The following is a 13,378-nucleotide window of genomic DNA, read 5'->3' on the forward strand; positions in this document are numbered from 1 at the left end:
CTCGGCACTCGGGCAACTATCGCTTGACTTCAACCGGACTTCAGTTTGAAGACTCCACTGCATGACGAGTTTCGTCCTCGACGAGGCGTACGAACGGGTGCGCCACACTGGTCCGGAGCGCAACGGTTGGCTGTCCAACCACGCCCCGATGGCGGTCGAGGCCCTGGCCTACCGCGGCCACGAGCAGGCAGTGCACCGATGGATTGATGGTTACGCGGACAGGCTGGAAGAGCGGCCACGTGGTATTCGGCCCATCCCAGGTGACGAGTGGCGCGACCCGCTCGGCGACCCGGTTCGTACCGGAGACTGGCTGAACTATTTCGACCGCGAGTTGGCCGGCGAACCCTGGCGGGAGGTGTTGGTCCGGTGGTGGCCGCGCCTGCTACCTGGCATAGCCGCCGGCGCGACCCACGGCGTCATCCGGGTCGGCCACGCCGTACGCGCGTTGCTCGACGAGGAGACCCAGCCGCGCGTCGCCGAACTCGGTCAGGGGCTGGCCTACTGGGCCGCCCGGTGGCAGCCCCTCGCGCCACCTGGCGCCGGGCCGTATCCGACAACCGACGCCCGGTCCGCGCTCGACGCGGTACCCCGCGTACCCGACCAGCGGTCCGGCATTCGAGCCCGCCTCGCCCAACTGGCCGACCTGAGCCGGTGGCCTTCCGCAGCCGGCGCGGTGCCCGGAAACAACACGGACGACGTGCCGACACGGCTCGCGGGGATCGTCGACGCCGCGGTGGTCCGGCACGGCACCCACGGGTACGCGAGCCCTGTCATGCTCGTCCACGCCGCGACCGCGCCGAACGCGGTCCTGCGTGCGTTGCCGGCTCTACCGCAGGCGCTCTGGGTGCCGAGCCTCGCCGCCGCCTGGGCGGCAACAGCTGCCGTTACTGCCGCTTACGCCCCGGCCGAGGCGCGGCCCGCCCCGTCCGCTGGCACCAACCTGAGCCTCGGTCAGGTCATGCGCCGCGCAACAGACAGCGGAGACGCGCACGCGATCAAGTTCATTGATGCCTTGAGCGACACGTACACCCGATCCGGAGATTCCGCACTGCTCGCCATCGCCGCGCAATCCGTCGAGCAGATCGCCGCCGACTAGTGCCGTCAGTCAGGCAGGTCGGAGATCCGGGTCGAAAGTTTGCGCAGCACCTCGAGCTCGTCGGGACTTAGATGATCGAGGAAGCGCGCGCGTACGGAAACGACATGGTGTGGGGCAGCTTCATCCAGCACCCTGAAGCCGTCGTCGGTCAGGTGCAGGATGCAGCCCCGCGCGTCCTGTAGGTCGGGCTCCTTGTCGATGAGTCCGCGCGCCTCCATTCGGGTCGCGTGGTGGGACAGTCGGCTGCGCGACCACTCCATCTTGTGGGCGAGGTCCTTGAGCGCCCACCGGCGGTTCGGCTTCTCCGACAGCGTGCTCAGCACCTCGTAGTCGGCCGGCGACAGCCCTGAGTCGCGGGCCAGGTCCCGGTTGAGCCGCGCCGGCAGCGTCGTCAGCAGGCGCCGGAAAGCGCGCCAGGCGTGTTCCTCGTCCTCGCTCAACCAGGCAGTGTCCACGCGGTCACACTACATCTCGTTGACACGTCATCGAAAGCTCGGTTATGTTCGTTGACATGTCATTGAAGGCGCAGACTGCCCAACTGAACGTCCTGGTAATCGTCGGGAGCACCCGCCCCGGACGGCTGGGACCAGCAATCGCCGACTGGTTCGTCCAGGCGACCCTCCCGACAGCCGCGGCGGCCCGGATCACTCTCGACGTCGCGGACCTGGCCGACATCGGGCTGCCGCTGCTCGACGAGCCCGAGCATCCCTCCAGCGGCATCTACGTCCACGAGCACACTCGCGCGTGGAGCCAGCGGGTTGCCGCAGCTGACGCATTCGTGGTGGTGACACCCGAGTACAACTACGGCATGCCAGCGGTGTTGAAGAACGCTCTGGACTTCCTCTACCACGAGTGGGCGTGGAAGCCGGTGGGATTCGTCAGCTACGGCAACACCTCGGCCGGCACCCGGTCGGTGCAGATGACGAAGCAGGTCGTCACCACCTTGAAGATGATGCCCATCGGTGCCACCGTCGCCCTCCGCATCGCCGACAGCACCCAGGACGGGCAGGTTCTCCGTTCCGCGGGACTCGACGACACGGCTCGCAGGATGCTGCTTGAGTTGACCCGGGTGGCCTCGGCGATGCGGCCCCTGCGCACCGAACCTGACAGTGACGTCACCAGCGTGCCCGGGCCGGTCGAAGGACTACGGCTGACCATCGCCCAGCCGGACGACCTCGCCGAGCTGCTCGTCCTCCAGCGGTGCTGCTGGGTGCAGGAGGCCCTCGCGAACGACACGCTCGACCTGTCGCCGCTCCGGGAAACCCTCGACGAACTGCGCGAATCGACGTCGACATGGCAGGTGTGGTGCGTACGTCGACACGGACGCCTCGTCGCAGCGGTCCGAGCCCAGGCACGCGGCCGTGGGTGGTTGATCGGTCGCCTCATGGTGGCGCCCGACCAGGCCGGAAACGGCGTCGGTTCCTGGCTTCTCTCATACGCCGAACAGCAGGCCCCCGAGGAAACCACGCACTACGAGCTGTTCACCGGCCACCGCAGCACGAGCAACATCAAGATGTACGAACGCGCCGGCTACGCCCTCACCTACGCTGACGACACCCCGGATGGCAGCGTCCACCTCATCAAACAGAGGCAACCGACCGCCTGACCCTAATCGCCGGTTGTCAGCGGTTACCTCGGCGCGCAGGGCCGCCATACAGGTGGACGCGGTTGTCGACATCGTGGTCCGGTTCGCCGTGCAGGAAGCGGTCGTGTGCGACACGGCCGTTGCTGACATGAACCACCCAGTCCTCGTAGTACCAGCTGGGGTCGCACGCGCACTGGGTGAACCGGAACCGGAAATTGGCTCGATACCGGCCGACCTGTCCGTGGGCGAGGGTGAACAGGCGGGCCGACACTCCCGGTGGGGGGAACGCCGCCGCGCCGGGCAGGCGCTCGACGGTTACCGCCGGGCCGTCGGAGGTGAGCCACAGATTGAGGTTGCGGGCGATGCTCACGTCACCGGTCAGTACGTCGCTACGACGTACGTAGCCGCGGGCCTCATCGTCCAGGACGTCGTGGACTACGACGTCGCCTTCTGGGAGTGGCGCAGGGAGTGCCACTGGGCGGTTGAGCCCTCGACGGGCGTTGGCCTGTGGAGCGCCTCGCCCAGCCGCGCTCCATCGCACGCGTACCCGCTGAATGACGATCACGCCCAAACCATGGCCCACTGAACACACGTCTCGCCAGCCGGTATCCGCTCATGCCGCTGCGCTACGGCACACGGCGAGCAGACGAGGTGATGTCCCACTGTGCTGTTACCTTGCCGGCAGTGAATGATCAGCCCGACCCGAACCGTAAGAGCTGAACTATCGCAGGGAAATCCCGCGTCGTGGAGACGGCGGCGAACCCGGCCGAGGGCTGGGCACGGCGCGGATAGATGATGGTGTTGCTGCCGGTGCTCGTGGGCGGAGCCTGTGGCGCTTGACGTAATCGCGGCCAGACAGATAGGGGTCGGGAGTGCCGATCGATCTGCAGGAAGTGCGGGTGTGGCGACTGGGTGTCGCGTTGAGGATCTTCAGCGGCCTGCTGTTGGGTGTTGTAGCCGTTGGGGTGCTGGTGTTCTCCGCCTACCAGGCTTCTGCACCCGACGGCGATCTGCGTCCGGTGCTCGCCATCGCCGTGCCTTACGGCCTCCTGGGATTCGTGTTGTGGCGGAACATATTCCATCCTCGACTGTCCGCAGGTCCCGAAGGACTGATCCTGCACAGCCAGTGGCGTACGTTCCACGTGCTGCCGTGGTCAGCCGTTGTGCGGTGCGACCCGGGCTATCACGGAATCGCCATCACCTGCGCCGACGGCAGTCGGGTAATGGCTCCCGCCCCGCAGAAGTCGAACCTGAGCCGCTGGCTCGGACGTGCGACCCGGGCGGACGACGTCGCTGACTACCTCGAACAGCGCGCCCGAGAACACCAACGGCAGTCGAGGCGAGTGGCGTCCCGGGTGAGTGAGGATGGACCGGGCAACAACACGTGACAGACCCTTTAGGGCGGAACGGGTGTGTCGTACCTCCGGTGTTCCTCCTCACCTGATCGATCGAGGCGACCGGACCGCAGATGTGCTTCGGTGTGCTCGTGACTCGCACAAGGCTGGTTAGGTGGGTGACCCCCGAAAGGGCGGAGTCGGTTCTGCTCATCGTCGCCGGGCTCGCTGGCGGGCTCGTGTGGAAAGCCGGTGCACCCAAGTGGGCGGGCCTGGTCCTGTCACTCGGCGTCGCCCTGTTGGTCCGATGGATGCGGCAACGAGGACACATCGAACGCGCTCTCGTCCGATGGCTCCACCGTCACGAGGAGCCATCCGGGGTATAGATCAACACGGTGCCCGACCTGACAGCTCAGCTGGATCAGGAGCGGCTCGCCCGCTCTATCTGGTTCGGGCGGACCCGGACGCAACTCTTCTGTCGGCCGAATCGTTGGTGCGACAAGGGGAGGACGGGGGCGGACGATGGCGGCGGAACGCGGCGCCGCACTGCTGCGCCCTCCGACGAGTTCGGGCCGCGCGACCTTCCTCGAACTCTTCTTCGATCTGGCCTTCGTAGTGGCCCTCACCCGGGTCTCGCAACGATTCGCCGGCCTGAGCGATGACACCGGTTGGGCCCTCGTCGAGGGGTTCGGTCGTACGCTGCTGCTCTTCTTGGCCCTCTGGCTGATCTGGTCGCACACAGCCTGGATCACCAGTCGCTACGAACCAGAGCAACCGATCATCCAGGCCGTCGTGGTCGGCACCATGTTCGCCGGCCTGGTCATGGCGGTGGCGTTGCCCCGGGCCATGGAGGAACGGGCGCTGCCGTTCGCGGTCGCGTACCTGATGGTGATGGTGGTGCGGCCGCTGGTGATCGCGGCCGCGCTGCGTGGCCATCCGCGACGACTGGTGCCGTTTCGGCTTGCCGTGTGGGCTTCGGCGAGTGCGCCACTGTGGCTGGCCGGCGCATTGGGGCCGGATCGACTTCGCCTGCCGCTGTGGGCTGCCGCCCTTACTGTCGACTACGTCGCCTGGGCCCTGGGTTGGCCGTTGCCGTGGCTCGGGGCCTCAGAGGTGGGCCGCTGGCGGATCGCCGGCACGCATCTCGCCGACCGTTACCAGCAGATGTTTCTCATCGCACTCGGTGAGTCGATTCTGGTCATCGGCGTGGTCTTCAGCGGGACGGACTACTCCGCGGTGCGGGCGGCCGCCTTCGCGGTCGCGTTCGCCATCAGCGCGCTGATCTGGCGGATCTACTTCCACCGCGCCGGCCTGCTGTTGGCCGAGGCGTTGGAACGGTCGGCCATGCCCGGCCGGCTGGGCGCGTCGTCGGAACGGACGCATTTGCTGATCGTGTTCAGCGTGCTCGTCACCTCGGTCGGCTACGAGCTGGTGATCCACAATCCGTTCGGGTCGCCGCGTCCCGGTTGGCTTCTGTTCGTGGTGGGCGGTCCGATGCTCTTCCTTGTCGCCCGTATGCGGCTGGAATACGAGATCTTTGGCCGGGTTTCGCCTTCCCGGGTGACCGGAGTGCTGGCCCTGCTGCTGTTCACGCCGGCATTGGCCCGCTGGGCACCGATGGTCGGGTTGAGCGTGGTGGCCGCAGTGCTGGTCCTGGTGGCGCTACTCGACAGCCTGCGGAGCCGGGGACGACCGCTGGAGGGTTCCGCCTCGCCGATCGGGCGAGAGGCATCCGGCGAGCGTGACTCCGAGGCATGACCGCGCGACTTTGCGCACCAATCAGGCGTACTAAGGCGCCGACTCGGCCGACTGACGCTCGGTATTGATCCGGAGCAGTCCTTCGACCCCGCTGAGGAAGGTCTCGGACACCAACGCGGGGTCGAAAAGGCACCCGGCCGCCATGGCGCCGTCGCGGAGCATGACGAAGTGGCGTGCGGCGGCATCCGCCGTTTCCTCGTGGACCTGCGCCATCTGCGTGGTGAGCGTGTCCAGGAACCATTGCCGGTGGGCGATGATCTCCTCATGCACGGGATGGTCGGTGTCGGGATACTCGGCCGCTGCGTTCAGGAAGGCGCATCCGCGGAACCCGGGGGACTGGATGTTTCCAGCGATGGAGCCAGCAACGGCCAGGAGGCGGTCGACAGGCGCGGAGTCGGCGGCGATGGCCGCCTCGACCGTGCCGCGCTCCAGGCGGTGGATCTCCCGCAGGTACGCCAGAATGAGGTCGTCCTTGCTGGGGAAGTGCCGGTAGAAGGTGGCCCGGGTCACTTTCGCCTCAGCAATGATCCGGTCAACGCCCACGGCGTGGATGCCCTCGGCGTAGAAGATCCTGGTTGCCGTGGTGAGGAGCCGGAGCCGCGCCTCAGAAGGCCGCGTGCCAGGTTCGGTGCGGAGCATCCCACCATCTTAGCGATAGAACGTTCGGTCTGACGCTGCGCGCGGCCGAAGGCTTGTGGTGGTGGCTCCTCGGCGGATTGGTGGGTAGAACGGTCTGTCTTGACAGACGGGCGGGGGCTCGTCATGCTTGAGGCACGACAGAACGTTCGTTCTCGTCAAGCCTTCGCCGAAAGGGTCACCGTGACCGCCATTGCTGCCTCCCCCGGTATCTCCCAGCCCGCCTCCGCCCTGCGGCGGCTGTACTTCACCCGCTTCGCGTTCGCCATCGTGTGGGCACTCGTGACGATCGCCACCGCCAAGGAGATCGGCCCGCTCACGGTGGCACTCTTCGTGCTCTACCCGCTGTTCGACGTGGGCGCCGCCATCTACGACCTTCGTTCGACGCGGCTCGCCGGCTCACCGGCCCTGCTGTACGTGAACATCGCGGTCAGCCTGATCGCCGCCGTCGGCGTGGGCGTCGCCAGCGTGTCCGGCATCCCCGCCGTTCTGCGGGTGTGGGGCGTCTGGGCGATCGTGGCCGGACTGGTCCAGTTGATTGTGGGTGTCACTCGTCGGAAGATGGGTGGCCAGTGGCCGATGATCATCAGTGGCGGTATCTCGGTTCTGGCTGGTGGGTCCTTCATCGCCGGTGCGTCCGCGGCTGACCCGTCGCTGACCAACGCGGCTGGCTACGCCATCCCCGGCGCCATTTTCTTCCTCATCGCGGCCTTCCGTCTCGGCCGTGCCGACAGGGGCAACTGACATGACCGCCTTCGAGTACGACGTCGTCGTGATCGGTGCCGGTCCGGTTGGGGAGAACGTCGCTGACCGGGTCGTGCAGGGCGGCCTGACCGCCGCCATCGTCGAGCGGGAGTTGGTCGGCGGGGAGTGCTCGTACTGGGCCTGCATGCCGACCAAGGCGTTGCTGCGTAGCGCGTCCGCGTTGCGGGCGGCTCGCCAACTGCCGGGTGCGCGGGAAGCGGTGACGGGACTCCTGGACGCCGCAGCGGTGCTCGGACGCCGGGACTCCTTCGCGTCGCAGTGGAAGGACGACGGGCAGGTGTCCTGGCTTGAGTCGGCGGGGATCGCGCTGCACCGCGGGCAGGGGCGAATCCGTTCGGCCCGGGTCGTCCAGGTGACTGGGGTCGACGGCGTGACGGTCACGCTGACCGCGCGGCACGCGGTGGTCGTCGCGACCGGGAGTAGCGCTCTGCTGCCGGATATTCCAGGCCTGCGGGAGGCGGCGCCGTGGTCCAGTCGCGAGGCCGCCTCGGCCGCCTCGGTGCCCCGCCGGCTCGCGATCATCGGTGGTGGCGTGGTGGCGGCCGAGATGGCGACCGCGTTCGGCGCTCTGGGATCTTCGGTGACGGTGCTGGCCCGTGACGGTGTGCTGCCGTCGGCAGAGCCGTTCGCGGGGGAGTTGGTCACGGAGTCGTTGCGCGAGGCCGGTGTGTCGGTACGCCTCGGTGCGAATGCCGTCTCCGTCAGCCGCGGCGACAGCGGAACCGTCCACGTCGATACGGCCGACGGTGAGCAGGTTGAAGCCGACGAGGTACTGGTGGCAGTCGGTCGTATCCCGAACACCCAGGACATCGGACTGGAGAACGTTGGGCTGGCGCCGGGTGTCTGGCTGGCGGTCGACGACACGCTGCGCGTCGTCGGCGGCGGGGGATGGTTGTACGCCGCCGGTGATGTGAACCGGCGAGTGCTGCTGACCCATCAGGGCAAGTATCAGGCGCGCGCGGCGGGCGACGTGATCGTGGCCCGGGCGAGGGGTGAGAAGGTCGAGGACGGTCAGTGGGGCCGCCATGCGGTGACGGCTGATGAGCGTGCGGTGCCGCAGGTGATCTTCACCGACCCGGAGGTCGCGTCGGTCGGGCTGACCGCAGCTGCGGCTGCGGCGGCCGGGCTGCGGATCCGGGTCGTTGATTACGACCTGGGCTCTGTCGCCGGATCGTCCCTGCACGCTGATGGCTACAAGGGGCACGCCCGAATGGTCGTCGACGAGGATCGAAAGGTGATCATCGGCTTCACCCTCGCCGGCCCGGACGTCGCGGAACTGATCCATGCCGCGACCATCGCCGTCGTCGGCGAGGTTCCGCTGGACCGGCTGTGGCACGCGGTTCCGGCATACCCGACCGTCAGCGAGGTCTGGCTACGGCTGCTGGAGACATACGGCCGGTGACGGTGCAACCAAGCGCTCGCCCCGCGTCGTCGAGTTGTACAGCTGGCATTCCAGATCTCGCTGACAGAGGTCTGAGTCGCCTTGAATACTGAGTGCTGCACCGTTCCCACAGCCGAAACTGCGGGCCGGTACGACGTCCGCCAGCTCGGAAGGAATGCCGCGATGAACGCTGCATCTGACATGTCCGCCCAGGACGCTGGGATGCCCACCATCGTGCTTGTTCACGGCGCATTCGCCGACTCGTCGAGTTGGAACGGGGTGATCGCTCACCTCAAGGGTCGGGGCTATCCGGTCATCGCCGTCGCGAACCCGCTCCGCGGTGTGCACAAGGACGCGGCGTACGTTCGATCTGTCGTAGACACCGTGTCCGGCCCGGTCGTGATGGCCGCTCATTCATACGGCGGATCAGTGATGACCGAGGCTGCCGATGGGGCCTCCAACGTCAAGGCTCTGGTGTACGTCGCCAGCGTGAGCCCGGACGTCGGCGAGAGCGTGGCCGACCTGGTCACGAAGTTCCCGGGAAGCGCGCTCCTCACTTCCGTCAAGATGGTGCCGTACCCCCTCGACGAGGGCGGCACGTCCATGGAGCAGTACATCTATCAGGAGAAATTCCCTGCGGTTTTCGCCGCCGACGTCGACCCCGACACCGCTGAGCTGATGGCGGTGACGCAGCGGCCGCCCACCGAGGCCGCCCAGACGGAGAGCGTGACCAGGGCCGCCTGGAAGACGATCCCGTCCTGGACCCTGATCACCACCCAGGACATGGGGATTCCGCCGGACCTCCAGCGCTTCCTGGCCAAGCGGGCCGGCTCCACGACGGTTGAGATTGAGGCGTCCCACGCCGTGGCGGTCTCTCAACCCGGCCCGGTCGCAGACCTCATCGACACCGCCGCCCGCGCCACCACGCGCTAGGTGTTCGTTCCGACTGGTCGGACTGCGCTGGCCGTGTCTGCTGGGAGCAACAGGGTACGTTGGCGCGGTGGGCACTCTTTGGACCCTGGGCTGTGATGCCGACGATCCCCAGCGGATCGCTGCTTTCTGGGCGTTGGCCCTCGGCTATGTCAATGAACCCGGCTTTGACGAGCCCGACAACGCGTCCATCGTCGACCCGGACGGCCGGGGCCCCGCCATTGCGTTTCTCAAGGTGCCCGAGGGCAAGTCTGCCAAGAATCGCATGCACATCGACATCCGAGTCGTCGGTCCGGGCGCCGGTGACATGGCCGAGCGCACCCTGCTGATCCGGCAGAAAGTGCCCGATCTGGTCGCCGCCGGCGCGACGGTGGTCCGCGAGGAGTGGTACGGCGATGTCCTCGGGCACGTCGTCATGCTCGACCCCGAGGGCAACGAGTTCTGCGTCGCTTGAGGCCATGATCAGGGCCCATTCCGCAACCGGGTCTGTCTCGTCGGTCTGCAGCAGCCGGAATACCTCCTCCGGGCGGCGGCCGGGAAACGGGCAGGGCTTGATGTCGCCTCGGCGCACCCGTCCCGCGCTCGACCGCATGCCATGGGAGAGGGACGGGACGAAAGCCAGGTTGTCATCGGTGGTCAGTCGCTTGCCAGCCACCCACAGCCATCGGTCCTGCCGTGCCAGCCTGGTCCCCACCACCATCATTTGATTGACACGCGTAGATGTCGAGGGTCAGACTCTTCATGCGAGAGAGCGCTCTCCGTGTTCGTTCCGGTACCTCCTCCGCCACCGCCGGTCCGCGGTCGACATGCGGCCGGGAGCTGGAAGGAATGCGCAATGAACCGTCTACCAAGGACGCTCGGCATCGCCGCCGCGGTGCTTGCCACGCTCAGTCTCCCGCCGACCGTCAGCTTCGCCGACTCAGGTTCTGCTCCGGCCGCGCCGACCGCTTCGCCCGCCCTCGACATGGATCCCGCGATGGCCGCCGCCATGCGACGGGATCTGCACCTCACCGACGTCCAGATCGCCAATCGGGTGCGGGTCGAGGCCACCGCGCCGGCCGTCGAGCGGCGGCTGCGCGAGCGGCTCGGCCCGTCGTTCGCCGGCGCCTGGATCCCGGAGGGCGGTGACCGTCTGACCGTCGCGGTCACCGACACCTCCGCCATCACCGTGGTACGCGCGCAGGGCGCGGACGCGACAGTGGTCTCCCGCAGCGAGAAGCAGCTCAACGCCACACTGGCGGTGCTCGACCGGCATGGGGCCAGCGCCGGCGCAAGCGTCCACGGCTGGTACGTCGACGTTCTCACCAACCGCGTCGTCGTGCGGGTGCAGCCCGGCGGTGAGTTGGCCGCCAGGTCGTTCGCCCGGTCCAGCGGCGTCGCCGGCGACGCCATCGCCGTCGTCGAGGCCCCCGAAGCGCCCCGGCCGCTGTACGACATCCGCGGTGGCGACCAGTACGTCATCAACGGCAACACACTCTGCTCGGTCGGCTTCGCGGTCGTCGGCGGTTTCGTCAGCGCCGGGCACTGTGGCGGCGTCGGCAGCGCCACCCTCGGCTACAACAACGCCGCACAGGGCAGCTTCGCCGGTTCGTCATTCCCCGGTAACGACTACGCGTGGATCCGGACCAACAGTTCCTGGACGCCCCAGCCGTGGGTCAACAACTACTCCGGCGGCAACGTGACCGTAGCCGGTTCGCAGGACGCCGCGATCGGCAGTTCGGTGTGCCGCTCAGGGCGTACGACCGGTTGGCGTTGCGGCACGATTCTGGGCCGCAACGAGACGATCAACTATGCCCAGGGCGCCGTCTCCGGCCTGACCCGCAGCAACGCCTGCGCCGAGCCCGGGGACTCCGGCGGCTCATGGATCTCGGGAAACCAGGCGCAGGGTGTGACCTCGGGTGGGTCCGGCAACTGCAGTTCCGGAGCAACAATATGGTTCCAGCCGGTCAACGAGATCCTCAGCACGTACGGGCTCAGTCTGGTCACCACCGGCGGTGGCGGGAGCACCCGCCTGATCAGTAACTGGAACAACAAGTGCATCGACGTGCCGTCGGCCAACTTCTCCGACGGCGTACCGCTGCAGACCTGGGGATGCAATGGCACCGCCGCCCAGGCGTGGACCTTCAGCGGCGGGGCGCTGCGGTCTGCGAACAACAAGTGCATGGACGTCGCCGGCGGCTCTACGGCCAACGGTGCGGTCGTTCAGCTCTGGTCCTGTAACGGCACCGGCGCCCAGCAGTTCGTTCTGTCGGCGGCCGGCGATCTGGTGAACCCTCAGGCCAACAAGTGCGTCGACATCGACGGCTGGAACGGTAGCGACGGCGCACGGCTGATCATCTGGGACTGCGCCGGCACCGCCAACCAGAAGTGGCGCCAAGGCTGACCGGTGCGCTGCAACCGCGGGGCCAACCGTCAAACGGTTGGCCTCGTTGCCACCTGGTCGCGCGGCACCACGGTCTGGCTGGTTTGTGACGGAGGTGGGGAGGGCTGAACGCCCTTCACAGTCACCGATGACGAGTGACCCGGGAATCTGGCATGCAGGTCAGCGATGGTCGCCGATGTTCGCTGCCTACGATCGGACCGGGTGGCACCCTGGGCACGTGGACAGGGCAGGGAGCCGGGGGAGGCTGACATCGGGACTACGGTGAACGGCCTCTGATGCGCACCGCGTTGATCGTAGGAGCCACGCTGGCGACGGCGGTGGTCGTAGACCTGATCTCTGGCATGCTCATCCGCCGCGTAGCCCGTGGCCGCTACCAGTGGCTGCTGGAGCCGCTGCGGCAAGCCTGCCGCCGCCCGGCGGCAGCGGTCCTGCTGGTCGGGGCGCTGTATTACGCGCTGCCGGTGGGGCCGGCAGGGTGGCAGCGGGACCTGCGGCACGCCGTCCAGGTGGTCCTGATCATCCTCAGCGCATGGCTGGTGAACAGGGCGTTGCACGTCGCTGAAGCGGTCGCATTCAGCCGACTTCCGGGCGACGCGGTCACCAGCCGGCGGGTCCGGCGGGCCCGGACGCAGATTCGCCCGGTACGGCGGCTCACCGTCGCCGTGGTCACGATCGTCGCGGTCGGCCTGATCCTGATCACCTTCCGGCCGGTACGCCTCTTCGGCATCTCCGTGCTGACGTCGGCAGGAGTGGTCGGCGCTTTGATCGGCCTCTCTGCCCGAACCGCGCTCGGCAACGCGTTCGCCGGCGTCCAGGTCGCCTTCGCCGACGGTCTGCATGTCGGCGACGTGCTGGTGGTGGACGGCGAATGGGGCCGAGTCGAAGAGGTGAAGCTGACCAACGTGGTGATCCGACTCTGGGACGAGCGGATGCTCATCCTGCCGACCACGTACTTCACCGAGCGGCCGTTTCAGAACTGGACCCGGAACGAGTCCAGGGTCGTCGGCAAAATCCAGATCCATGTCGACCACACCGCCGACCTCAACGACCTGCGCCGGGAGGCGCGCCGGCTGGTCGAATCCTCACCGTTGTGGGATCGCGGCCAGTGGGTGCTCCAGATGGTCGACTCCACCCCTCAGACGGCGGTCATCCAGGTGCAGGCCTCAGCTGCCGACGGCGCCAGCGCCTGGGACCTGCGCTGCGACCTGCGCGAGGGACTCGTCGCGTACCTGCGCGACCATCATCCCCAGTGGCTGCCCCGCACGCGCAGTCAGTACCAACCCTGACCGGCAGGCGGCTACTAGCCACCCGCGCCCTCTAATGGCCCTTCTTGGGTTGATCAAGGACGGCTGTGCTGCGGGCGGGGGTGGCGGCGCGTCGCTGCTCCAGACAGCGGGTCCCGGTAAGAACAGCAGCCGACCAGAACGACCGCCTAAGTTTGGCCCGTCGCGCTCGCCCGAGGCGCGGTGCCGGAGTTGGTCCGGTCCAAGGTGCCCGGGCTGGTCTGCGA

General features: G+C 67.8%; 13 protein-coding genes. 10 read left to right on the forward strand and 3 right to left on the reverse strand.

The features are described 5' to 3' along the window. Positions 1–61 precede the first annotated feature (61 nt). Entirely contained in the window at positions 62–1,096 is a 1,035-nt protein-coding gene (locus GA0070619_RS05380) for a questin oxidase family protein (RefSeq protein ID WP_088947032.1), read from the forward strand. Between the two features lie 5 nt (positions 1,097–1,101). Here GA0070619_RS05380 and GA0070619_RS05385 read toward each other — a convergent pair whose 3' ends face one another. Continuing rightward, a complete protein-coding gene (locus GA0070619_RS05385) occupies positions 1,102–1,536 on the reverse strand; it encodes a MarR family winged helix-turn-helix transcriptional regulator (RefSeq protein WP_197699598.1) in 435 nt (144 codons plus the stop codon). 71 nt (positions 1,537–1,607) lie between these two features. Between GA0070619_RS05385 and GA0070619_RS05390 the strand changes: the two genes are divergently transcribed. Then, the gene (locus GA0070619_RS05390) at positions 1,608–2,702 is read left to right on the forward strand and encodes a bifunctional NAD(P)H-dependent oxidoreductase/GNAT family N-acetyltransferase (RefSeq protein WP_088951570.1); all 1,095 of its coding nucleotides are present in this window, start codon (positions 1,608–1,610) and stop codon (positions 2,700–2,702) included. A 16-nt stretch (positions 2,703–2,718) separates the two neighbouring features. On the opposite strand, the gene GA0070619_RS05395 is transcribed toward GA0070619_RS05390, so the two are convergent. Continuing rightward, positions 2,719–3,051, reverse strand: coding sequence for a hypothetical protein (locus GA0070619_RS05395; RefSeq protein WP_231927278.1), 333 nt, complete (start codon positions 3,049–3,051; stop codon positions 2,719–2,721). A 502-nt stretch (positions 3,052–3,553) separates the two neighbouring features. Here GA0070619_RS05395 and GA0070619_RS05400 point away from each other — a divergent pair. Together GA0070619_RS05400 and GA0070619_RS05405 are read left to right on the forward strand one after the other, a co-directional pair. Further along, positions 3,554–4,069 (forward strand): hypothetical protein, encoded by a 516-nt coding sequence (locus GA0070619_RS05400; protein WP_088947035.1) that lies wholly within the window; start codon positions 3,554–3,556, stop codon positions 4,067–4,069. A gap of 468 nt (positions 4,070–4,537) precedes the next feature. Continuing rightward, complete coding sequence (locus tag GA0070619_RS05405) at positions 4,538–5,773, forward strand: low temperature requirement protein A (RefSeq protein ID WP_088947036.1); 1,236 nt, start codon at positions 4,538–4,540, stop codon at positions 5,771–5,773. 30 nt (positions 5,774–5,803) lie between these two features. Here GA0070619_RS05405 and GA0070619_RS05410 read toward each other — a convergent pair whose 3' ends face one another. After that, positions 5,804–6,412: a TetR/AcrR family transcriptional regulator gene (locus GA0070619_RS05410; protein ID WP_088947037.1), complete on the reverse strand. Its 609-nt coding sequence runs from the start codon at positions 6,410–6,412 to the stop codon at positions 5,804–5,806. A gap of 99 nt (positions 6,413–6,511) precedes the next feature. Between GA0070619_RS05410 and GA0070619_RS05415 the strand changes: the two genes are divergently transcribed. From GA0070619_RS05415 to GA0070619_RS05440, 6 genes are all read left to right on the forward strand, one after another. Further along, complete coding sequence (locus GA0070619_RS05415; protein ID WP_231927279.1) at positions 6,512–7,153, forward strand: hypothetical protein; 642 nt, start codon at positions 6,512–6,514, stop codon at positions 7,151–7,153. A 1-nt stretch (position 7,154) separates the two neighbouring features. After that, entirely contained in the window at positions 7,155–8,576 is a 1,422-nt protein-coding gene (locus tag GA0070619_RS05420; RefSeq protein WP_088947039.1) for a dihydrolipoyl dehydrogenase family protein, read from the forward strand. A gap of 162 nt (positions 8,577–8,738) precedes the next feature. After that, complete coding sequence (locus GA0070619_RS05425; RefSeq protein WP_231927280.1) at positions 8,739–9,488, forward strand: alpha/beta hydrolase; 750 nt, start codon at positions 8,739–8,741, stop codon at positions 9,486–9,488. A 67-nt stretch (positions 9,489–9,555) separates the two neighbouring features. Then, a complete protein-coding gene (locus tag GA0070619_RS05430; RefSeq protein ID WP_088947040.1) occupies positions 9,556–9,939 on the forward strand; it encodes a VOC family protein in 384 nt (127 codons plus the stop codon). A gap of 381 nt (positions 9,940–10,320) precedes the next feature. Beyond that, positions 10,321–11,868, forward strand: coding sequence for an RICIN domain-containing protein (locus tag GA0070619_RS05435; RefSeq protein WP_231927281.1), 1,548 nt, complete (start codon positions 10,321–10,323; stop codon positions 11,866–11,868). Positions 11,869–12,209: 341 nt separating this feature from the next. Further along, complete coding sequence (locus GA0070619_RS05440; protein ID WP_231927282.1) at positions 12,210–13,154, forward strand: mechanosensitive ion channel family protein; 945 nt, start codon at positions 12,210–12,212, stop codon at positions 13,152–13,154. The last annotated feature ends 224 nt before the right edge of the window (positions 13,155–13,378 follow it).

It is taken from the genome of Micromonospora zamorensis (assembly GCF_900090275.1).
Lineage (GTDB): Bacteria > Actinomycetota > Actinomycetes > Mycobacteriales > Micromonosporaceae > Micromonospora > Micromonospora zamorensis.